This is a genomic window from Nostoc sp. ChiSLP03a, assembly GCF_034531215.2.
GTDB lineage: Bacteria > Cyanobacteriota > Cyanobacteriia > Cyanobacteriales > Nostocaceae > Nostoc.
Genome location: NZ_JAVRBQ020000112.1, coordinates 1 through 22924 on the forward strand (window position 1 = coordinate 1; position 22924 = coordinate 22924).

Consider the following 22924-nt stretch of genomic DNA (forward strand, 5'->3'; position numbering starts at 1 on the left):
AATAGGTCATCAGTGATAGCATAAATTGTAATTATTTCGTTTAACATTACCCCTCCTAATTTTTCCTCTGGAGGGGATTTTATTGCTTATGCAATGCCACCTGAACACCTGCAAGCATAACTAGCAACTTGGGTTATTAGACTTTTTGGCATTTGTCGGGGTAAGGGGGAACGGGAAAAGGGTAAAGAAACTCAAAATCCTTTCCCTTTAACCTTTACCCTTTTCCCTAAGAGTGCAAAAAAAACATATTTTTGCAAGAAGTCTATTAATTCTTTGTCTGTGGCTGCGAACCAGGAATCGTTACATCTATTGGTGTCACTTGTTTAGCTAACTGTGTCAATGGCGGTTGGATGGCGGTTTGATTCCCCACTACTAGAGTTACAATCTTTTCTGGTTTAAGATATTCTCGTGCTACCCGCTGGACATCGGCTGCTGTGGTGGCGGCGACGGCTTTTTGATAGCGAAAGAGAAAATCAGCAGGATAGCCGTAATATTCGTATCGCATTAAGCGTGATAAGGTTTGGCTGGGGTCTTGAAAGTTGAATACAAAGGAGTTGAGTGTAGACTCTTTGGCATAAGCCAATTCTTTTGCTGTCACTCTTTGAGTCTGAGTGCGCTTGATTTGGGCTTGTAAGGCTTTGACAAACTGGACGGTAGCATCCGATCGCGTTTCTCCACCAGCGATAAATATGCCAGGATAATCGTAGCGGGGACTCCACTGGCCGTAGACAGAGTAAGCTAAACCTTGACGCGATCGCAATTCATTAAATAAGCGTCCACCAAATCCATTTAACACTCCATTCAATACATCCAGCGCTGCATAATCGGGACTATCAAAACGTCCGCCCAAATGCCCGATAAGCACACTACTTTGCGTCAGTTGGGGCTGATTGACAAAAAAGATTCCACCTGTATTAGCTGATGAAACCTTTGGTAATGTGGGTTTAGCAATACCTGGGTTACGCTGCCAATCGCCAAACTTAGCTTGAATGAGCGATCGCATTTTCTTAGCATCAAAATCGCCCACAATCCCCAAAATTATATTATTGGGATGGAAATATTGCTGATAAAACTTGAGCAAATCCTCACGCTCAACTTTATCCACCGTCGCATACTCTATGGTGCGAGCATAAGGGCTATCTTTCCCGTAGATTAATTTTTTAAATTCCCGATTAGCAATCCCATCTGGATTGTCATTACGACGAGCAATGCCACCTTTAGCTTGAGTTTTCGCCAAGTCTAGCTTTTCTTGAGCAAATACAGGCGATTGCAGTACCTCAGCAAACAGCCCAAACACTGTTTCTAAATCTTCACTGAGGGCGTCAAAGCTAGCACTACCAGAAGTTTCACCAATACCAACTTCCACAGATGCCGCCCGTTGTTCTAATATCTCGTTGAGTTCATCAGGCGAATGGTTTTTAGTTCCTCCAGTTCGCATTACCGCGCCTGTAAAACCAGCCAACCCGACTTTCTCCATTGGTTCCAAGCGATTTCCTGTGCGCACAAACGCCGTACCATTCACCAACGGTAACTCGCGATCTTCCATCAAATAAACAACCAAGCCATTTTGCAGCACAAACCGCTCATACTTGGGTAACTTAATCTCAGGTAGCGGCGGTAGCTGCAATTCTGTGTAATGTTTCGCCTCAGCCGTCGCCGCCAGAGAAAAATTACAAGTTAAAAGTAAGCACGCAAAAACAGCAACCAAAGCATAAATCAACCCTTTCCTATTTTGAATTTTCAACGCTATCTGCCTTTTAGCTTTCACCTTGTACTTGTGCATATCTATTTTCCTGTGCGCCCTTTGCGATTTGTTGTTCATGCTGCTTTCGACAACAACTTCCCAATCGTGCGATTTTTCGGCGTAAAAGTTTCCTTTGCCACCCGTTGAATATCAGCTGTTGTCACTGCTGAAATGTCATCCAACTGCTTAAACAAATTCCGCCAAGAGCCAGTTTTCACTTCATATTCCAACAATTGTTGAGCCATGCCCATATTGGAGTCGAGAGTACGTAACAAACCTGCCCGTGCTTGGGTTTTCACTCGTTGCAAATCAACCGCCGCCACAGGCTCAGTTTTTAATTTGTCAATTTCTTGACGTAAAGCCACCGCCAACTCATCAACTGTATGACCAGGAGCCGTGAGAGCATAGAAAAATATCAAGTTTGGGTATTTATCTCCAGGAAATCCACTGTAACCTTGAGCATTTAGCGCCAAACGTTGCTTTTCTACCAAAGACTTATATAGCCGCGATGTGCGCCCATCACTTAATAAACTGCCAATGATTTCATAGACGGCATTATCTGGATCGGTAATTGCCGGACGATGATAACCTTCTAAATACAAAGGTTGAGAAGGTAGTTGTACCATAACTTCCCGTGTTTGTTGTTGTGGCGGTTCTACCGGGATTTGTTCAACAGCTTTGGTTTTGGCTTGAAAACGGCCAAAATAAGTTTGCGCCAGTTTTTTAACCTGAGTGGGATTGACATCTCCGACAATAGCAATGGTCAAATTACTTGGTACGTAGTGAGTATCAAAAAACTTTTGGACATCTTCTGGTGTCAGATTGCGGATATCTTCGTCATAACCAATCACCGGACGCCTGTAGGGATGGGTTTTGTAAGCAGTATCGATAAACTTTTCCACCATCAATCCAATCGGTGAATTCTCTATCCGCATCCGTCGTTCTTCTAAAATTACATCTTTCTCTTTATAAAACTCACGACGAATTACCGGATCGAGAAATCGTTCTGACTCCAACGACATCCAAAGTTCTAGCTTATTGGCAGGAAAGCTGTAAAAATAACGAGTCGCTTCGGTTGAAGTATTGGCATTTAAACCCACACCTCCCGCTTGTTCGACAATTTGCCCTAATTCATTTTGCTTGACAAGCTTACCTGCTTGCGCTTCCACTTGCTCAAACTCAGTTTGTAACCGAATAACCTCAGCTTTTCTGCCATTGGCTTTCGCTGTTTTAATTTGAGCATTCAACTGCTCTAAGGTATCTAGTAGTGGTTTTTCTTTTTTGTAGTCTTGTGTACCAATGCGCGTTGTGCCTTTAAACGCCAAATGTTCCAAAAAGTGAGCTACACCAGTTTTACCATCTGGCTCATCCACACCACCCACATTCGCATAAGTGACAAAAGAAACCACGGGCGCTTGATGTCGTTCCAAGACAAGAAATTTTAAACCATTGTCGAGGCGAAACTCCGTTAACTGCTTAATAACTCGATCGAGATAAGGTTGGATTGAACTTTCAACTGGCGGGGTTGGAGTTTTAGTTTCTTGAGGAGGAGGTGCTGTCTGAGCTTGAGCTAGAGCGACTTCTGGCAGCAATCCCCAGGAGAAGATAATTAAAGTCAAGAAAATGATAAACAATCGCCGCAATATGACAGATACTCGATCTGACCAATCCAAAATCCCCAATCTAAAATCTAAAATTGACCGACTGCTCTGGTTCATAAGCGAGAAGTAAGATAAAGTTACATTACCTAAATAACAGGATACTTAGCAAAAGAGCGTTAATCTTGTATTAAGCTTTCAGTGACTCTTTGCACTTGACTTAGATAATAATGCTACAAGTCTTGTTACGGATATCTAACCATAACTGTTATGCGAGTTTTTAATTCTTCCCCGCCCTCAGAGGCTCAGACGCGCACCCGGATTTTACACGCAGCGCAACGGTTGTTTGCCTCTCAGGGATTTGACGGCACTACCACCCGCGACTTAGCACAAGCGGCAGGTATAGCTGAAGGTACTTTATTTCGCCATTTTCCAAATAAAAAAGCAATTTTAGTGGAAGTAGCCACGAATGGCTGGGTAGAGATTCTGACAGATTTGCTCACAGAATTAAGTGAAATGGGCAGCTATAAAGCCGTCGCTCAGGTGATGCGCCGTCGGATGTGGAATTTCCAAAAAAATGCCGATTTGATGCGCGTCTGTTTTATGGAGGTGCAGTTTCACCCCGATTTGCGCGATCGCATTCAATTAGAAGTCATTACCAAAATGACTGATGTCGGCGAAGCATTCTTTCAAACAGCGATGGATAAAGGCATTTATCGTCAAGGGGACGCGAAGCTAGTTGCGAAAGTTTTCTTAGGAATGTTTGCGATCGCAGGTTTTTCTAACAACACCCTCATGGAACCTGATGCCTCTCCCCAACAAATGCAGGAAATGGCCGAAGGACTCGCTGATATTTTTCTTAATGGTGTTTTAGCTAAAGAGTAGGGAATTGGGCATTGGGCATTGGGCATTGGGCATTGGGCATTGGTTATTTGCCTTGTCCCCCTCATCTTCCCCTGCCTCCCCTGCTTCCCCTGCCTCCTCATCTCCCCCACTCAGCACTCAGCACTCAGCACTCAGCACTATTTTCGCTTGCTGACTCCACTGTTGTACTAGCTCAAGTGCTGGACACAAATCTCGGCGCTGCATTGTTGCTACCTGCAAACGCATGATTTGTTGGTGCAATCTGTGAGTGGGAGTTTGAGCTAACTGCATTACAGAACCAATACCCGCATGAAGCAATAAACCACAATATTGTGTCCCGACACTGGGAATACGCGCCAAGTCAGCTAAAGCCATCCATTTATTTACATACTGAAGATGAATCTGTAGTTTATTTGCTAACGCTAGTCTTGACTCTAGAGTTTTCCCTTGTTTGACTAAAGCTACTGTGCTAGTAATCCCACAATTTTGGAGTTGAGATTGTTCCTCATGGCTCAGTCCAGGTAATTGCTCAATTGGCCAATCACAAGATTGGATACTAGTTCTACTATCTTTGTGTTTAGCAGACATTTTTGAAATTAAAATATAGGCTTGTTTAAATATTGTGACAGTTGCTTCTTCGCAAAAGAACGCTCTTGCGGTTTAGTGTTTGTATTGATGTGCAATTTTAAGCCAACCTTCTGCAATGCGATTGTTTGCCCTAACAAACAAAAAAGATGCGATCGTTTTGTTGACGTTAAAATGGGCGTACAGTATCTCCAATTTAGCTAGTATACGGTAGATTGCAAAAAGCTCATGACCCAGATTCCGAAAAGTGCAGCCCAGTTGTATGAAACAGACTTTGCAGCATGGACAGAAAAAACTGTACAACTCATTCGTGCTGGACAATTTAGAGAAGTAGACTGGAATGCTGTGATTGAGGAAATTGAAAGCTTGGAACGGTCAGAACGACGAGAATTGAAAAGCCGCTTGGAAGTATTATTACAGCATTTGCTCAAGTGGCAATATCAATCTAGTTTGCGGAGTGGCTCTTGGCGAAATACGATTGATGAGCAGCGCCACAAAATTGCAGATTTACTGCAAGAGAGTCCCAGCCTCAAATCTTATCCAGAAGAAGTTTTAGCCCAGTGCTATTATCGGGGATTGAAAGCTGCTAGTAATGAAACTGAACTACCAATCAATACGTTTCCAGTGAAATGTCCTTATTCCATTGTCCAAATTCTTGATAGTGAGTTTTTGCCAGATATTATCGATTTGTAATATTAGGTTGATGCGATAAATAACTCCCCTCGCAGCACAGTTACCGCTTGTCCAGCGAGAAAAACGCGATCGCCTCCGTCATAATACACCTTCACCACCCCACCGCGACTAGATGCTTGATAAGCCAAAAACTCATTTTTGTGCAAGCGATCGCGCCAGAACCAAGCAAGACAGCAATGAGCCGCTCCTGTCACTGGGTCTTCATTAATACCTAATCCTGGTGCAAAGAAGCGAGAGACAAAATCATATTGAGAATCAGTGTCAGTGAGGCTGGTAACAATGACATTAGGAATCGGCAACGTTTTAAGTAGTTGAAAATTAGGCTGTATTTGCCGCACCAATTCTTCAGATTCTAATTCCACAAGATAACCTAGTGAATTCTGCAAGACAGATTTGTAGGCTACACCCAAAGCTTGCTTGAGTTCTGGAGGAGCGACTGTTGCTTGTGAGTAATTTACTGGAAAATCTAACTCAATCCAATCACCTCGTAACTTCGCAATCAGCACTCCACTTTTGGTATAAAAACGTGCAACTTCATCAAATAACAAATGTCCCTCTAACCAAAGTACATGGGCACTAGCTAAAGTTGCGTGACCACAAAGCGGAACTTCTACTGTGGGCGTAAACCAACGCAGATTAAAGCCATCATCCTGTCTGACTAGAAAAGCTGTCTCAGATAAATTCATCTCTTGAGCCACCTTTTGCATCCAGCGTTCATCTTGGGGAGCAGGCAAAACACAGACAGCAGCCGGATTACCTGCCAAAGGTGTATTGGTAAAAGCATCAACTTGAGTAATGATTTGTTTCATTAAAGTCACGTCGCTTCGCTCCGAATTCAAAATTCAAAATTCAAAATTTAAAATTAATGATCCCCATAGATAAATTTTCTTGTGGGGAGGGCATCTTGCCCACCAGGACGGGCTAGAAGTTCATCCCACAAGAGTTTGCTAATGCATTATTTTAGCCTTGCCACGCTACTATGTTGTGTTAATCCAAATGAGAACCGCTATATACAGTACCTTATAAATTAGGAATACAATCTCCAAAAACTAGAGTCAATGTTAAAGCAAACCGAAAACGTGAGGATAAAAATCTTCAGAAGCATCTTTGCTGCTGTCAACTTAGCGCTAATTTCTGGAGGATTAGTTAGTTGTGTTGTTGAAGCCCCGCGGCCACTTGCACCAATTGAGCAACAAAAACCAGAGTTACAACCTAACCAGAACGACAAAGATGACGACCACAAAGATGACGATCGCAAAAACAATCAAAAAGATGGCGATCGCAAAAATGATAAAAAAGATGACGATAAAGACGATAACGACTAAATAAAGGCAAAACTATCACCTTTATCCTTTTCTTTGAGTTTACATTTATGCTTATCCCACAAACTTCTACTTCCTTCGGCGATACTTTACGCCACCGACGGCAACAATTAGCCAAGTTGATTGATTTTCCGGCAATTCTGTGGTCAGGTAGCAATAATCCGCGCAACTTTCCGGCAAATTCCTTTCCGTTTCGTGCTAACAGTCATTTCCTTTATTTCGCCGGACTGCCATTACCAAAGGCGGCAATTCGTCTAGAAGCGGGCAAACTAGAACTATTCATCGACGATCCGTCACCCAGTAGCACCCTTTGGCATGGAGAAATGCCAACACGCGAAGAAATAGCTGAGAAGATTGGGGCGGATGTGGCTCGGCCAATGGCAGAATTAGAGTCTTGGCTAGAAGATGCCGCGACACTTGCCGTCCAAGATGCGGCTACTTGGACGCAGCAATCGCAGCTATTAAATAGATGGGTTTTACCACAAAGTCCTCCCCAAGGCATTGACTTGGAGTTAGCGAAGGCGATCGTTTCTCTCCGCCTCACCCACGATGAGGGTGCATTAACCGAGTTGCGAAAAGCTGCGGCTGTCACTGTCAAAGCTCACAAAGCAGGGATGGCAGCAACACCCCAAGCCAAACTAGAAGCTGAAGTTCGGGCAGCGATGGAAGGGGTGATTATTGCCCACAATATGACCACCTCTTACAACAGTATTGTCACTGTTCGCGGTGAAGTTTTGCATAACGAGCAGTATCACCATAGTTTGCAACCAGGTGACTTACTACTTGCCGATGTTGGCGCTGAAACTGAGACTGGTTGGGCAGGTGATGTGACTCGCACATGGCCAGTTTCAGGTAAGTTTTCATCTACCCAAAGAGATATTTATAATGTCGTGCTGGCAGCCCACGATGCTTGTATTGCCAAAATCCAGCCTGGTGTAGAGTATGGGGATATTCACTTGCTAGCGGCTACAGCGATCGCTGAAGGTTTAGTAGAGTTAGGCATTTTACAAGGAAATCCCCAAGATTTAGTAGAAATGGATGCCCACGCGCTGTTTTTTCCTCATGGTATCGGCCATCTACTGGGTTTAGATGTGCATGATATGGAAGATTTGGGCGATTTAGCCGGGTATGAAGAAGGACGCCAAAGGAGCGATCGCTTTGGCTTAAGCTATCTCCGTTTAAATCGTCCCCTGCGTCCAGGAATGTTAGTCACAATTGAGCCTGGTTTTTATCAAGTACCAGCAATTTTAAATGATGCTAATGTCCGTTCAAAATATCAGAATGTGGTGAATTGGCAGCGTTTATCTGAATTCGCCGATGTCCGAGGAATTCGCATTGAAGATGATGTTTTAGTTACTACAGAAGGTAGCGAAGTTTTAACAGCTGCATTACCAAATGATGCTGATTCTATAGAAAATCTAGTTAATGGGTGAGTTCATACTCACAAGCATCCTTTGTAAATACTTGCAGTGTGATGCTGCGTACTACTACGGTTTTTCTAAATTACTGGATTGACCTTTAATCCAGTTAAGCATTTGATTTGGCACATCACGTTCAGATCGTGAATCCAGCAAGATCGCTAACATAGAGGCATCGCGCTCATCATCAGTGTTAGAGTACTGCGCCAGCTCTCGATTTACTTGCACTTTTGCAATCTTTACGGTTTCTGCAACCACCTCAAAACGCACTTTGAAAATACAAAAACCAGTCCAACTGCGATGCAAGTATAGCCAAGGAGCCTCATAAAAAATGAACCACTTATCTTCCATCTGCTCTGGAATGACTCCAGCAGCAATTCGGTCGAATTCTTCCTGTGAGTAAACTTTTTTTAGTGTTATATTTTTGCATACAGAAAGCATAGGTTCTGTTTTCCAATCATTGCGTTTGGCTATTTGCATAGTTTTAATTTCATTCTATTACCATTGTGAAAAAGGGTATTTTACTAAATTGCTGTTGAAATATCTAGAGTCATCATAAACTTCTTGTCCAATCCAGTTTGGTAATTCAATTTGCTGATTTTCATCAGTGAGTTCAACTTCTGCTAATATCAGTCCTTTATTAACACCATCAAACTCATCTATTTCCCAAATCAAACCACCCGACTTTATTTTATATCTGGTTTTTTCTATAAAGGGACGTTGACATAATGTCTCAAGTATTTCTTGAGCATCTTGAACAGGAATAGGATACTCAAACTCTAATCTTGAATATTTAGTATTGGGGCCTTTAATGGTCAAATAACTTTTTTCTCCTATTATACGTATGCGTACAGTTGCTTTATCTTGTGTAGCAATATATCCTTGACGATATACACTACCTTCAGCTAATCCTCTCCAGCTATCTCCTCTCACTAAATATTTACGCTCTATTTCTTTTGCCATTTGATTTACCAAATTATTTGCTTTTTTATATCATAAATAATAGATTAATCTTAATTTTCTTCACAAAAATATGTGCGCAATTATTACAAATCCGAATTACGTTGTTGAAGTATTCATATTGACTAATTGATAATTAGCGATCGCTTTTACTGTAGTCCGATAATTTACATCCTGATGACGATTTGATGCTATCTGCACTAAGCAATTGCAAATAGCAGTAAATTCGTGATTTTTATCCCACTTATTTCAAGGTGCAGTGAATTTTAAAGATTTTTAATCCTCCATATCTACGCTCAATCGCTAATCTGGAATTTAAACATTTGTTATATAAAAGAACTCACCAAACTTTCTTGTTTAATTTGTTCTTTTGCTAAAGCCAATGCTTGACGAGCATTTTTAAACTTTATTTCATCTGTGAATTTATGCTCAAAATTCTTTAAATAAGCTTCTAAATATCGAATACGTAAGTGTGGATCGGCAGGATTCTGAAGAAAAGGGAGGTCAGCTTCAACCATGAACCGAATAGCCAACAAGGGGATAGGGCTACGAAGTGGACGAAAGTTTGGGTTGTGTAGACCAGGACTTTCATTACGTTTATGAAATTCTCCTATCATTAATCCTGACTCAACAAACAAAGGTTTAAGTTTTTGTTGGACACTATCTACTACTTTAGTAGCGTCTTCTAGATGAATGTCAGGAAAAATAAGTAAAAAAGCTTTATTAATTGCTAATTCCTGCTCTTGAGGATCTATTTGCAGAAATATATCTCGATAGCGTCCAACAATCTCTTCTAATTCTTCTGGATACAAATCTTTTGTGTGAATAACTGCTAAACGAATACTGTTTGCTTTGAGAGAGAAAGGTACAAAAGGGCAAACTGCGCCGGGTCTACCTAAGCCAGGATGAGGCCTTCCTAAAAAGTTTTTCACCCACTCCATAATTTCAATTAAGGTAGAAAGGTCTTCGTGTTGCTGGAGTTGTTCAATTTCACGAGTTGTATAGAGTTGCATAAGCTTGAGTTAAATGGAATAATTGTTTAATTCTGAATCCCAAATTAGTTTACATACAGGTGTATTGTAAAACTAATTATTTAAGTAAATAAAACAAGCTCTTTGTTGTTGATTTTTGGTTAATCGTTAGCTTGCAGAAGATAACAATGCTCTCTCATTTAGTTCTGTGAACTTCAAGTAAGTTACTTTAAAACATACACAAACATATTTCACATCAAATAACTTGTTTTCATTTGTTTTGAAATTAGTTTGTAATATTTAGCTTCAGAACTAATATTTGAATCTTGAAACACTTGTAAGATGTACTACATATTGGCAAAACACTCTACAATTAATTGACAGATTTTTTCAAAAAGAATTTACGATTTCTATAGGATACGTATGTACCATCATTCGCCATCTACTCCTAGTTGTTTACACTGTTAAACTTCTGTTATTTTTACGAATACATTATAAATTTTATGTGTAAATAGTTATTTTTACTGTAAAAATTTAGTGTAGTTTTAACAGCAACTTTAGGGCTATTATCAAGGCAGTATACTTATAGTAAGTAAAAAGTTTACACAGAATTGGTATAAGTCAATTTTATAAGTTTTATAATACTTACAGCGAATTACAAATTAATAAAGTACACTCTCTCAAATAGATTGGGGAGGATGCTTGATAGAGTGAGGTAGTTAATCCAGTTAATCCACTTAGATGAAAATACTATATTCTCGATGGGTCGATCTCAACGTCAGGTATTTGTAGCGAATATCGGTATTTTAGGCTTTATTTGCTCTCAAAATAAAAATAGTAGGGATAATTAGAATAAGCCGCGACTTCTACCGTTCCCCATACCCCTATTCTTAAGTAAGCTACTCACAAAATTAAATATTTTAGGACTTACGGTACTATACCAATTAACCATAATATGCATTAAGTGAAATATATATAGGAATCATATTTGATTTTTGAAAAAATTAGGTATTGTAGGGTGTGTTAGAACGCAGTTCGTAATGCACCAAAACCTTGATGATGGTGCATTACGCTATCGCTAACACACCCTACGTATCTTTTCAGAAATCAAATACTAGTCCTATATTTCCGGTGCTGATTACAACCCCGATTTTGTTGCATATTTACTGTTCTGGGTATTATGGGACTTGCACAAGTGTCACAAAAAAATTGGATTTGTAGTTTGTAGTAAGCGGCTCTAGCCCTTATTTTGTTCGCGGAGCGTCTCGCAGAGAGGACTAAAGTTCTCTCTTCTCGAAAAGAAACGCTACTTCGGCTTTGCTCAGTACAAGTGCGCGAACACTACGAACTGAAAATAATATGCCAGTTGCGTAAGACCATTTTGAAAGATGATTCCGACAGATGGATTCACACCAAGCCAGACGCACCAAGGCAATTTCCAATCCAAAATCTAAAATCCAAAATCTAAAATGGTATAAGTCCTATATTTGTTTAATTGGAAGTCCCTTATTTATCAACAAATTCTTTCACCACTGCCATAGCATCAGGAGGAATCTGGGTAATTAGACGAAATGGAAATGCAGCAGTTGAAGCAAACTGAGCATAGTCTGGTGTCAGAAAAATAGCATAGTTTTTAGCTTCTGGAGTCATCTGGAAAGCAAAGGCCAAGGCTATAGCTTTAACGTACTTGCGAACATCTGCTGCTTGTTCGCCGACAACTTCACCGCCACTAATCGGTGTATTTGGTTGTCCGATCTGATCTAATGTGGTGCTGGGGTCTTTTACACTGAGATGAGTACTCCCAATAATACCAACTAGGAATTTTGGGGATGGGATCTTGTCAAATCCCACAATCTGTTCAGTTAAAGCTGGTGTAGTTTTATCGGCGGAACCTGCTAACACGATGGTAGGAATTTGTATCTTAGTTAACCCAGTTTCGCCAAAAATTAGAGAAGTTGTCGGATTGAAAGCGATCGCTTGTTTGATTCTAGTATCTCGTAGTTGATAACTATTTTCTGGTAATTCTTGAGCGATGCACTGTATATTTTCTCCCAAACTTAAGATAGTTAGGTTCTTTTTACAGCGCTGTTTGAGATGTTCTAGTTGCAACTCGGCTCCAGCAAGTGCTAAAGCTGTACCACCACCAAGAGAATAGCCAACAACCATCGCGTTTGTAGTTGCAAGTTTCCCTTGTAGCGGATGATTAGTTGTTTGGTTGAGTTTTTCTAATTCATCGAGAACAAAACTAATATCTTGAGGGCGATTTAAAAACTCTTGAGGCTTCATAACTCTGGTTTTGCCTTGTAATGCTATATCAGTATTTGCCGCATTACTACCAGGATGTTCTAAAGCTGCTACTACATAACCGTAGGATGCTAAATGTTCTGCTAGGTAACGCAAGTCCGTGCGAACCGATCCGAAGCCGTGAGAAAAGACAATTACGGGTTTTTCGGGAGTTGCAGCAGTTGACCAGTAAATATCAACTGGGATTTGGCGATCGCGCTTTCGATCGTTCAAACTTAAATTGAGTATTTTTACTTGGGCGCTTCCTGGTTGGCTAGGATCGAAAGGGAAAGCAATCTGCGGTGTTCCCGGCTGTGCTGTTATCGGGTTGAGTTGGGGAGCGATCGCTAACATAAATTGCTGGGTACGCCAAAAAGCTGTATTTAAGTTTTTTGTAACAACCCAAGCCTTTGGTAAATCAATTTCTAAGCGTTTACTGGGATAAGCAGCAATAAAACTTAGTATAGAAAGGCCTTGCGGTGCAGTAGAACCTAATACCAAGCCTGCTCTAAGTGCTTGTACCCCAGCTTTGTCCTTTCGGGCTAAGGCTGTAGCGAAGTCATTGAGAATAGTTGTACCAATCTGGGTATTAATTAACTTATCAAGTGTGACAACATTCATAGGTATATTCATAGCCAGCGCCCCCAAGAAGAAGCGGCGTTGTTCTTCAGATAAAGACTGTAAACTCCCAGGCAATTTTCCTGTTTTTACAGCCTTTTGCAACTCAGTAACAGAGATGGATTCTGTAAATAAACCCAAACGCACAACAACCGTGTCAGCAGCAATGGCTGAAGTATTTACCCCGAACTGTGTAAGTGCGATGGCGCTAAATAAACCCGCAACTGTCTTAAGACTTCTCCAATTTCCCATAAACTTTTATACCAATTGTTACTTACGGGAATATAACGGATATTTGTGTATTTGACTACCCCAATAATTGATTAGAAATAAAAGTAAATTTTTTCTTAACTTGATGGCGATGTCTACGATGGGCTATGCCTATGCTCTAATCTCCTCAAAGCATCTGCTGATACAAACAGAGCCATATTACAAGGATAACAAAGGTAATACCAATTCAAAATTCAAAATTCAAAATTCAAAATTAAGAAAGCCAGACAGAACAAAGATATGTCCGTATGTATCTGTCGCATTCTTTTTTTAAATTGGTATAACGAATTGTAGAATTCATCACAGCCAAAAATTTGAGCATAAATCAGTGTTAACAGCCACAAAAGCTTGATTGTTTCTCAGCTAGGTTTAAGACTGTAACGAAGGTACTAGAACAGGGAAAGCGATGCCTACGGCGGTAAACTACGCATCTACAATCTGCAATTTTTTTTGACAGAAACATTTAACCGACTGCTTAATGTTTTGTCTTTGCTGTTTAAAACGTTTTGCAGGTGAATCGTTACTCATCAAATTCCCCCAGCCGCATCAACAATTTTTCTTGGCTTTATGCGTCGCAGACTACCCTATATTTTAATTTTTCTGCTCTCTTTGAGTATTATTACACTGTGGTGGCCTGTGAATGATTCTGATTGCAATTTCGAGGCTTTTATCGCATCAAAAACTACAAAATTCCAAGTACATGCTACTAAGGTTATTGTTCAGCCGTGGCGTGGTCGTCATCATGTATATGGAATCTTTATGATTCCTGATGAATACAAACAAGCTCCATTTTTTGTGTTAACAGTCCAAGGTGCTGGTAGTTACTGTTCAAAACAATTTGGTTATAAACAAAACTTTGATGATATCTTTGCTGAACCAGGAACTTATCTGGTCAAGAAAGCTATTAGAACTCGAAAAACTCTGCGGCTTATTCTGCAAGGTTTATATTCTCAGGTCAATGATAAAAATAATTGGACGTTGACTTTCCCTAAACCAAAAGCTAGCCAAGATAATTCATAATTCATCAGTTAGCTTGGTGCTTGAGTTTCCAAAATCTGATTTTTCTCTAATAAGGCACTAGTCGCATTAACTACAATTTGTGCTGCTCCGCTGAAGAACGATCGCTCGATAGTCGCTGGCACATCGCTAGGTTTATGATAGTGCGGAGTGCGTAAATTTGCGGTATCTGTCACCAGCACAGCACCCACGCCTTGGTACCAAAACGGTGCATGATCGCTGCGTAAGGTGTCTGGTGTCAGTAAACCTTTAAAAGGAATTGGTAGTGTTAGAACTGCTGGCATTGATTTTTGTTTATTCAGGGCAGTTGAGGAGATATTTTGTGAGTTTTGAAAGGCATTTAAGAAAGGTAAATGTTCTGTATCACCCACTACTACTAAAAAGTCGCCCTTGTCGCTAGGTGGCGTAACAGGCAATCCGGCAGGGTATTTCTGACATCCAGAAGTGTAACAAGCGTAACCTACCATATCCATAACGATCGCTCCGCCTAAATTTTGCAAGCGTGCTGTCTTACTCACAAAAGCTTGACTACCCAAAAGTCCTGCTTCCTCTTGGTCAAAAAAAGCTAGCTGTAAGGTTCGTGGCGTCGGACGAGAACCGAGTAACCGAGCTACTTCCAGCACTACAGCTACACCACTGGCATTATCATCAGCACCAGGGGAAGAGGCAACAGTATCGTAATGTGCTGCTACAAGAATTGCTTTCGCGGCTTTGTTAGTTCCTGGGCGTTCGGCAAAAATATTCACACCGTCAGAGAACTTTTCTAATTGAGGTTTCCAGCCAGCTTTTTTCAGTTCAGTTGTAATATAAGTGCGAGTAAGCGATCGCTCTTTTGTGGTGTAGCGCTGAAAATTCAACTTTTGGATATGGTTTAGCAGCTTGTCAGTAGACACTTGGGGGGTAATATCAACTTCCCTTGATGGCTGTAGTTCGGATGTTTTTACTGGAATCCGCTCAACAATTGTCGGTGAGGGACGCTGTTCAAAAAACGTGCTACCTCTGCTACCCAACACGGCAACCGTCATTAGCACCAACAGCATCAGCCAAATCCATTTTCTCATCTGATTTATCCTTGGCTTCCAGACTTAGGGTAGCGCAAATCCCCAAGCATCACTTTCCAGAATTGCTTTGGTTAAGGTTTTTTGATGAAAATTTGAGATCGCAAAGACGCGATAAATCTGATTATTGTAGAGACGGCGATTCATCGCCTCTCTTGCTTGCGTTAACCTAACATTTGTCTCTTAACAACAGCATGGCCAGATTGCACATCAAACCAGTGAATATCTTCAGGGGGCAATGCGAGTGTAATATCCTCGTTACTCCAATTTTGGTCTGTTGGCAACAAAGCACGTACCGTAATCGCTCCAGTTTGTGAACCCTCAACCCTGACACTAACCAAATAGTGCATACCCAAATTTTCCACTAAAAACACTCGTCCTTGAATAGTCTGGGTATCACCCGGTTGAGCAATGCGGACATTTTCTGGGCGGATTCCCAGAACAATCTGCGGTGGTACAGTTGGTATATCTGGGAGAAGTATTTGGAAGTTACCCAGGAGCGCGTATTTTCCTTTACAAGGTAGAGTTAGCAAATTCATTTGCGGACTACCAACAAATCCAGCCACAAATAGATTAGCTGGATGGTTATAGATGCGGTCAGGCGGATCGAGTTGCTGGACATAGCCATCATTTAGCAAGGCAACTTTCGTGGAGAGCGTCATCGCTTCTGTTTGGTCGTGGGTGACGTAAACAACTGGCACTTTTTGAGCAGCAAAAATTTGCTTGATATCGGCTCGGACTCTTTCCCGCAATAGTGCATCCAGGTTACTTAAAGGTTCATCCAACAGGTAGACATCAGCATTACGCACCAAAGCACGACCGACAGCAACCCGTTGCCGTTGACCTCCAGACATTTGACCAGGCTTACGGTTCATTAACTCTGCTAATCCTAAAACGTCTGCCACTTCTGCCACTCGCTGTTTAATTTCTGTCGGTGGTACTTTTTTCAGCTTCAGTCCAGAAGCGAGGTTTTCGTACACCGTCATGTGGGGATAGAGTGCATAACTTTGAAATACCATTGCAATATTGCGATCGGCTGCTCGTTTATAGGTGACATCTACATCCCCGATTTCGATCTGACCGCGAGTCGGTTCTTCAAGACCCGCAATCATGCGTAGAACGGTGGATTTACCACAGCCAGAAGGACCAAGTAAAGTGAGAAACTCATGGTTATCTACAGTTAAGCTAACGTCTTTAACAGGGACGACTTTAGGACTGTAGGTTTTATTCAAGTTTTTAAGTTCGAGTTTAGCCATTTTTCATTTGTCATTGCTCATTTGTCATTTGTCATTTGTCATTGGTCATTTGTACTGAGCTTGTCCTGAGTTTCGACTGCCCTCAACTACCGCGTAGCCGAAGTATTAGTCATTAGTTATTCTCCTTGTCTCCCTTGTCTGCCTTGCCCTCCTTGTCCCCCTATCCTTTGACAGCACCAGCAGTAAGACCTTGGACAATCCGGCGCTGGAAAAACAAAACTAGTAAAATCAGGGGTAATGTCCCGATGACAGTAGCAGCAGCGATCGGGCCATAGGGAATTTCATATATTGTCGCACCACCCAACTGAGCCGCAGCAACGGGAATTGTCTTCAACTCTTCACGAGTCATAAACGTCAGAGCGAAAATAAACTCGTTCCAAGCAAAAATAAAAGTGAGGATTCCAGTAGTCACTAAGGCGGGAAGGGTCATGGGTAGCACGATTTGCCACAGTAGTTGAAAGGTGTTGTAACCATCGACCCTAGCAGAATCTTCCAAGTCTTTTGGTAATTGTTCAAAAAAGCTTTTAAGTACTAAAATTGTTAGCGGCAAATTGATCGCAGTATAGGGTATAATTAGCGCCAGATAATTATTGCCCAATTTCAGCGCTTGGATAATTTCTAATAGTCCTAAGAACAAGAGAATTCCAGGAAATAAGGTAACAATTAAAATGCTGGCGAGGATAACTTTTTCACCCCAAGGGCGTAACCGTGCCAGAGCATAAGCCGCAGGTGCGCCGATCGCTAAAGCTACAGCAGTAGAAGTAATCGACACAAAAGCGCTGTTGAAGATGTAGCGCCAAAATGGCCGACGAGTAAATAACTCAATGTAGTGATTGAAAGTGAATCGTGTGGGGAAATAGACAGTAGGAACGGCGGCAATATCGTCATTCACTTTAAACGAGGTCAGCAATTGCCATAAAGCTGGTGCTAGGCTAAATAGCACTATTAATACAACTATGATGAACAGCAAGATTTTTTTCAGAGAAAACTTGGTTCCCCCTGTTCGTTTTGAAGTCGTTGGAACTGCTTGGGGAGTTACACTCATAGGTTAAATGGCTCCTGATGTTTTGGCACGGTATTTGTTAAGTAAGAAACTAGCGATCGCTACCGCCACAATTAATATTAAAAATGTCACTACTACCAGGGCTGCTCCATAACCAAAATCTAAGTAGCGCATCACCGTGGAGTAAATGTACAATGACACCACTTCTGTAGCGCCACCAGGGCCACCCCCAGTCATCACAGCAATCAAGTCAAAAATTCCGAAAGCTTGAGCAAACCGAAATAGCACTGCAATTAATATCTGCGGCAGCAGTAATGGCAGGGTAATATTGCGGAAACTTTGCCAAGCAGTTGCCCCATCAACCGAGTAAGCTTCATAGAGGTCTTTTGATATCGACTGCAACCCAGCCAGCAACAGGATACTAATAAACGGCGTAGTTTTCCAAACATCAGCAAAAACCACTGCGATCGTCGCCAACGTTGGCTCTCCTAACCAATTAATCCCAGTCTTAATCAGCCCCAAGCGTAGCAAAATATCATTCACAACCCCAAACTGGTCGTTAAAAATCCAAGCCCACGCCAGACCAATCAAAGCAGTAGGCAAAGCCCAAGGAATAATGGCAGTTGTACGCACTATGCCCCGACCAACGAACGCCTGATTGAGAACTAAGGCAATCCCCAGTCCTAGCAGTAGTTCTGAGATTACTGATGCTGTTGTGAACACGGTTGTCGCCCACAAACTCTGCCAGAAACGACCATCCCCCGCCATCCGCAGATAATTTTCCAAACCAGAGAATACGGGTTGTAACTCTGTTCCCAAATTTCTAGTAAATACGCTTAACCAAAATGCTCGCAAAATCGGGTAGGCAAATACAAACAACAACAGCAGCAATGCTGGTGTTAGTAAGATCCACGCTGTCTGTTGTTCTCGATTTCTTAGTGTATGTAAATTTGTCATTTGTCATTTGTCATTTGTCATTTGTCATTTGTCATTGGGAACTGGCTATGTAATTCTTCTCCCCCTGCTCCCCTGCTCCTCTGCCCTCTGCCCTCTGCCCTCTGCTCCCCTGTCCCCTGCCCTCCTGCCCCCTGCCGCCAGCAGTCGGCGTGTTTCCGCAGCAGCAGCTTGCATTGCTCGTTCAGGATTCATTCGACCGGATAAGGCGGCGCTGAGATAACGCTGTAAAATATCTGATGTTTGAGCATATTGGGCGATCGGTGGACGTAAAACTGCATTGTCTACGACCTCTAATAACTGCGGATAGTGGGGGTATTTAGAAACAATCCCTGGGTCTGTAAACAGTTCCCGGCGACTGGGCACATAACCTGCACTGAAAATGAATCGGCGCTGTGCTTCCCGACTGGTAAAATACTGAATTGCTTTCCAAGCTTCTTCAGGATGTTGAGAAGATTTCGCAATCCCTAAACCCCAGCCCCCAAGACAAGCCGCTCCCGTCTTCCCAGGAGCATGAACCATCGGTTTAATCGCAATTTTGCCCCGGATTGGCGAATTTTCTGCTTGGGCTAGAGGCCATGCATAGGGCCAACTGCGTAAAAACGCTACTTGACCACTTTGAAACAAACGGCGGGTGTCTTCTTCTTGATAGGTTGTGACTCCAGGCGGAGAAACGCCTTCGCTGATGGTACTACGTAGAAACTCAATGGCTTTTAATGTTTCTGGTCGATCTAGTCCAACTTCAAGGGTGTCGGGTTTAACCCAGAAGCCACCAAAACCATCAAGGATTTCTGCAAACATTGCCACAAGTCCTTCATATTGGCGACCCTGCCAAACATAGCCCCAATTCACCTGCTTTTTCTTCTGCAAAACTTGGGAAATTCGGATCAAATCATCAAAAGTTTCTGGTGGTTTCAATCCCGCTTGTTTGATTAAATCTTCCCGGTAGTAGAGCATTCCCACGTCGGAACGCACTGGAATGCGGTATAGCTGGTTTTGATAACGCCCCCCTTCTACATCCTGGGGTGAAAATGCTGCCAACTCTTTTTTAGAAATGCGATCGCCTAAAGGTAGCAACCATCCAGCAGCAGCAAACTTGGATGTCCAGATCACATCCATATTGATCAGGTCATACGGAGATTCACCTAAGATAAAAGATGAGGTATACAGGTCTTCGAGCAAATTTGTGGCATTCGGCCCTTCAACTAGGTTAATGCGAATACCTGGGTTCTCAGCCTCGAAGTCTCTAATCAAACCCTGCCTCCAAGGTTGGGCATCAGGGGCAGTCATTAACAGATTCAGGGTAACTGGTTGCTGCGAAAGTGCTACCCAACTGAACAATATAATGCTCAAGAGAGTTGCCAGAAAAACCCCTATATGCAGATAACTTTGTTTTTGGATGAATTTTTGCAAATTGTTTATTGGCTTTCGGTACAACATTATCAATGTAGCGATCGCTAGTAGTAATTCTTAGGAAATAAAAACATAAAACATTTCCAAAAAGATTATTTCGTATTATTTTTTTACGGTTTATTATAAGTAAAATTAATTTATTGAACAGAATTCAGGAGTTAGGAGCATCTTTGGCTTTGCTCCTGAATTCTGACTTCTGAATTCTTCTTCAATAGAGAAAACATCAAGTTTGACGCTTTGTCTTTTGACAGCGATCGCAACTTCACTTACAGTTCCGCACTAGAGGAGTTTTGAGTACTGAGTAAGAAGAAAAGAAAAAATTTCTTATTACTTCTTCAAAATCTTTATTCGGATACTCAGGACTCATAACTCAGAACTCGGAACTTTTTTTATGGTAGATTTGTTGCTGATCGCAATCCTGGGGTTCCTGGGAAGTTTTGGACACTGCTTTGGGATGTGTGGCCCGCTAACAGTGGCATTTTCTCTGTCTCATCAGCCGAAAAGTCCACAAACAGTCTCTTTGGGACGGACATTAACCTTAGAAAAGCCCGATACTTGGCAACAGCAATTAAAATTTCATATCCTGCTAAACCTGGGGCGGATGTTGAGCTATGCTCTAGTTGGTGCTGGCATTGGGGCGCTAGGTTCGGTATTGCTGCAAGGTGGACAGCTAGCGGGTGTTGGCAGCGACTTCCGGCGCTGGATGGCAATTCTGACTGGTGTGATGTTGATTTGGTTTGGCTTAGGACAACTAAAACCCGGTTTACTACCGCGTATTCCCGTATTACATCCCCTATTGCAAGGTAGTTTACACGATCGCCTCAGCAGCGGAATGGTTAAGCTTTCCTTAAAAACCAAATGGTGGACGCCAATGCTTTTGGGGATGACTTGGGGTTTAATGCCCTGTGGTTTTTTGTATGCTGCCCAAATTAAAGCTGCTGAAACTGGCAATTTATGGATGAGTACAGCTACTATGCTGGCTTTTGGCTTGGGAACCTTGCCCACAATGCTAGGTGTAGGCGTTTCCACATCTTTGGTAAGTAAAGACAGGCGCAGTCAGTTGTTTCGATTAGGCGGTTGGGTAACACTCACCATTGGCGTTATCACCTTGCTGCGGACTGGTGACACAATGGTAGATTACACCGGACACGCCGCCTTAATCTGCTTAATTTTGGCCTTAATTGCGCGTCCGATTAGTGGCTTGTGGGCTTCACCACTGCGTTACCGTCGCGGCTTAGGTGTGGGAGCTTTTGTGCTTTCTGTGGTTCACACCTTCCACATGATAGAACACTCATTGCAATGGAATTTTGCCGCCTTTTCGTTTCTGCCGCCAGAATTTCAGTGGGGGATGGCTGCGGGTGCTGTAGCATTGGTATTAATGTCCCCCGCCGCTTTTACAAGTTGGGAATCGTTGCAGAAATCTTTGGGTAAGCGTTGGCGACAGATTCATCTATTGAGCGTGCCAGCCTTGCTCTTGAATGCCATTCATACTGTGTTGATTGGTTCCCATTACCTGGGTTCCTTGCAATCAACTTGGGGAAATAAATTGGCGGCAGTACTGATGGTAATGATTACTCTCAGTGTCTTGCTAGTGCGTTCGCGCTTTTTTTGGTCAAAGTTAGCCGTAGAAAAGTTTTATGTTCCCCCAACCAAATCGCGGTAAATCATCTTTATTTTCTGGCTCCGTTTCAACGAGTCAAAAACAGAAGCGTTACCCCCTCAAAGGCATTTTCTGGAAAAATCAAGGAACGATAAAGTATTTATTATTCTTGAGTTGCTTAGTTATATCAATAACTAATCTTTACCCTGCTTTTGCTCATAAGGTGGAAGTAGCCTCAGATGTTGGCGGCACTCTCCATATTGAACCAAACGATAATCCCCGTGCTGGAGAACCAAGCCAAGCCTGGTTTGCACTTACCCGCAGAGGTGGAAAGGTGATTCCTCTGTCACAGTGTAATTGTCAGTTGGCTGTTTATGCCGAACCTTATGCAACCGGAGAGCCGCCGTTATTAGAACCACAGTTAAAACCTGTGGCAGCCGAACGCTATCAAGGCATTCCAGGTGCAGAAGTTGTCTTTCCCAAACCAGGTCTTTATGAGTTGCAACTAAATGGAAAACCTGTCTCTGGGGCAAGATTCAAACCCTTTGAGTTCAAATTTGAAGTGACTGTGGCAGGAGGCGGCTCTACGCAAAATACACGAAACCTGCGAAATGTCAATGGCGATTTAGTAGAGGGTCAATCTCAACAATTACCAACTTGGGCGATCGCACTGCCAATTCTCGGATTTATCGGCATCTTAGTTGTCGTACTGCGAAGCATGAGAGGGGGTAGCGAGTGAGTGTTCTCACATAAAATCTTGTCGTTATAGCATTTCCTAAATAAGACGTTAGTTCGATAAACCTCCCCCTGCCTTGAACTAAAGTTCAAGTCTGTCCCTCTCTGAGTCGGAGAGGGATGGTTTTGCGTAGTAAAACCTCTTAGAGGTTTCAATATTTACCAGAGTTAGGCGGTTACTACATGAGCCGTCGAACTTTTTTAATTTATTGTCAACTAGCTTGGCTAATACGCCGTTGTAACTCGATTTCAAATTCCTCATCAGTGCGAGTGATGACTTTTGGTCGTTGGTCTAACCTGTCCATTAAAATATGGAATGCTTCGGTGTCCTGTGGATGATATCTAACCCAATCTCTTAATTCATTATCTGACATGGCTTGATAATCAGGTTTAGTCATGGAAATCAAGCTCACCATTTGGATATATAGCAACCGCCAAGGCGGTTAAGCCGCTGTGTGAAGCACAGCTTCCATCGCATCTCTCAGACAGCCAAATTGAATTATTTGCTTACGAATTCGGCTTTTTAACCATGACCAACATCGCTCAATTTTGTTAAGCTCGG

21 protein-coding genes and 1 pseudogene are annotated in these 22924 nt (G+C 42.2%); 7 read left to right on the forward strand and 15 right to left on the reverse strand.

Translation table 11 applies throughout. The features are described 5' to 3' along the window. Positions 1-265 precede the first annotated feature (265 nt). Positions 266-1783, reverse strand: a complete 1518-nt coding sequence (locus RMY32_RS18880; protein WP_322714802.1) for a pitrilysin family protein — start codon at positions 1781-1783, stop codon at positions 266-268. A gap of 35 nt (positions 1784-1818) precedes the next feature. Continuing rightward, complete coding sequence (locus RMY32_RS18885; RefSeq protein WP_322714803.1) at positions 1819-3462, reverse strand: pitrilysin family protein; 1644 nt, start codon at positions 3460-3462, stop codon at positions 1819-1821. A gap of 150 nt (positions 3463-3612) precedes the next feature. Between RMY32_RS18885 and RMY32_RS18890 the strand changes: the two genes are divergently transcribed. After that, entirely contained in the window at positions 3613-4227 is a 615-nt protein-coding gene (locus RMY32_RS18890; RefSeq protein WP_322681570.1) for a TetR/AcrR family transcriptional regulator, read from the forward strand. Positions 4228-4344: 117 nt separating this feature from the next. Here the strand turns inward: RMY32_RS18890 and RMY32_RS18895 are convergent, their stop codons facing one another. Then, a complete protein-coding gene (locus tag RMY32_RS18895) occupies positions 4345-4794 on the reverse strand; it encodes a DUF4332 domain-containing protein (RefSeq protein ID WP_322714804.1) in 450 nt (149 codons plus the stop codon). Between the two features lie 225 nt (positions 4795-5019). Here RMY32_RS18895 and RMY32_RS18900 point away from each other — a divergent pair, with 225 nt between their 5' ends. After that, a complete protein-coding gene (locus RMY32_RS18900) occupies positions 5020-5484 on the forward strand; it encodes a DUF29 domain-containing protein (protein WP_322714805.1) in 465 nt (154 codons plus the stop codon). 2 nt (positions 5485-5486) lie between these two features. Here the strand turns inward: RMY32_RS18900 and RMY32_RS18905 are convergent, their stop codons facing one another. Next, positions 5487-6293, reverse strand: a complete 807-nt coding sequence (locus RMY32_RS18905; RefSeq protein WP_322714820.1) for a PhzF family phenazine biosynthesis protein — start codon at positions 6291-6293, stop codon at positions 5487-5489. A gap of 249 nt (positions 6294-6542) precedes the next feature. On the opposite strand from RMY32_RS18905, the gene RMY32_RS18910 reads away from it, so the two are divergent. Together RMY32_RS18910 and RMY32_RS18915 are read left to right on the forward strand one after the other, a co-directional pair. Beyond that, positions 6543-6809: a hypothetical protein gene (locus RMY32_RS18910; protein ID WP_322714806.1), complete on the forward strand. Its 267-nt coding sequence runs from the start codon at positions 6543-6545 to the stop codon at positions 6807-6809. Positions 6810-6856: 47 nt separating this feature from the next. Further along, positions 6857-8239, forward strand: a complete 1383-nt coding sequence (locus RMY32_RS18915) for an aminopeptidase P family protein (RefSeq protein ID WP_322714807.1) — start codon at positions 6857-6859, stop codon at positions 8237-8239. A gap of 54 nt (positions 8240-8293) precedes the next feature. On the opposite strand, the gene RMY32_RS18920 is transcribed toward RMY32_RS18915, so the two are convergent. From RMY32_RS18920 to RMY32_RS18935, 4 genes are all read right to left on the reverse strand, one after another. Beyond that, the gene (locus RMY32_RS18920; protein ID WP_322714808.1) at positions 8294-8704 is read right to left on the reverse strand and encodes a hypothetical protein; all 411 of its coding nucleotides are present in this window, start codon (positions 8702-8704) and stop codon (positions 8294-8296) included. Between the two features lie 18 nt (positions 8705-8722). Further along, positions 8723-9187: a CYTH domain-containing protein gene (locus tag RMY32_RS18925; protein WP_322714809.1), complete on the reverse strand. Its 465-nt coding sequence runs from the start codon at positions 9185-9187 to the stop codon at positions 8723-8725. Between the two features lie 323 nt (positions 9188-9510). Further along, positions 9511-10197: a DUF6875 domain-containing protein gene (locus RMY32_RS18930; protein WP_322714810.1), complete on the reverse strand. Its 687-nt coding sequence runs from the start codon at positions 10195-10197 to the stop codon at positions 9511-9513. 1464 nt (positions 10198-11661) lie between these two features. Next, complete coding sequence (locus RMY32_RS18935; RefSeq protein ID WP_322714811.1) at positions 11662-13308, reverse strand: alpha/beta hydrolase; 1647 nt, start codon at positions 13306-13308, stop codon at positions 11662-11664. Positions 13309-13893: 585 nt separating this feature from the next. Between RMY32_RS18935 and RMY32_RS18940 the strand changes: the two genes are divergently transcribed. Beyond that, positions 13894-14346: a hypothetical protein gene (locus RMY32_RS18940; RefSeq protein WP_322714812.1), complete on the forward strand. Its 453-nt coding sequence runs from the start codon at positions 13894-13896 to the stop codon at positions 14344-14346. Positions 14347-14354: 8 nt separating this feature from the next. Here RMY32_RS18940 and RMY32_RS18945 read toward each other — a convergent pair whose 3' ends face one another. From RMY32_RS18945 to RMY32_RS18965, 5 genes are all read right to left on the reverse strand, one after another. After that, positions 14355-15404: a M28 family peptidase gene (locus tag RMY32_RS18945; protein ID WP_322714813.1), complete on the reverse strand. Its 1050-nt coding sequence runs from the start codon at positions 15402-15404 to the stop codon at positions 14355-14357. A gap of 161 nt (positions 15405-15565) precedes the next feature. Continuing rightward, positions 15566-16657: an ABC transporter ATP-binding protein gene (locus RMY32_RS18950; protein ID WP_322714814.1), complete on the reverse strand. Its 1092-nt coding sequence runs from the start codon at positions 16655-16657 to the stop codon at positions 15566-15568. Positions 16658-16817: 160 nt separating this feature from the next. Continuing rightward, positions 16818-17702 (reverse strand): carbohydrate ABC transporter permease, encoded by an 885-nt coding sequence (locus tag RMY32_RS18955; RefSeq protein WP_322714815.1) that lies wholly within the window; start codon positions 17700-17702, stop codon positions 16818-16820. A 3-nt stretch (positions 17703-17705) separates the two neighbouring features. Continuing rightward, positions 17706-18617 (reverse strand): sugar ABC transporter permease, encoded by a 912-nt coding sequence (locus tag RMY32_RS18960; RefSeq protein ID WP_322714816.1) that lies wholly within the window; start codon positions 18615-18617, stop codon positions 17706-17708. 45 nt (positions 18618-18662) lie between these two features. Continuing rightward, positions 18663-20054 (reverse strand): ABC transporter substrate-binding protein, encoded by a 1392-nt coding sequence (locus RMY32_RS18965; protein WP_322714817.1) that lies wholly within the window; start codon positions 20052-20054, stop codon positions 18663-18665. Between the two features lie 364 nt (positions 20055-20418). Between RMY32_RS18965 and RMY32_RS18970 the strand changes: the two genes are divergently transcribed. Together RMY32_RS18970 and RMY32_RS18975 are read left to right on the forward strand one after the other, a co-directional pair. Next, on the forward strand, positions 20419-21690 hold the full coding sequence (locus RMY32_RS18970) for a sulfite exporter TauE/SafE family protein (RefSeq protein ID WP_322714818.1): 1272 nt from the start codon (positions 20419-20421) through the stop codon (positions 21688-21690). Next, on the forward strand, positions 21665-22366 hold the full coding sequence (locus tag RMY32_RS18975) for a hypothetical protein (RefSeq protein ID WP_322714819.1): 702 nt from the start codon (positions 21665-21667) through the stop codon (positions 22364-22366). The genes RMY32_RS18970 and RMY32_RS18975 overlap by 26 nt, the downstream gene beginning before the upstream one ends. 208 nt (positions 22367-22574) lie before the next feature. On the opposite strand, the gene RMY32_RS18980 is transcribed toward RMY32_RS18975, so the two are convergent. Further along, complete coding sequence (locus RMY32_RS18980; RefSeq protein ID WP_289796166.1) at positions 22575-22760, reverse strand: DUF6887 family protein; 186 nt, start codon at positions 22758-22760, stop codon at positions 22575-22577. A gap of 45 nt (positions 22761-22805) precedes the next feature. Beyond that, positions 22806-22924, reverse strand: a pseudogene (locus tag RMY32_RS18985) (IS630 family transposase); the annotation flags it as partial.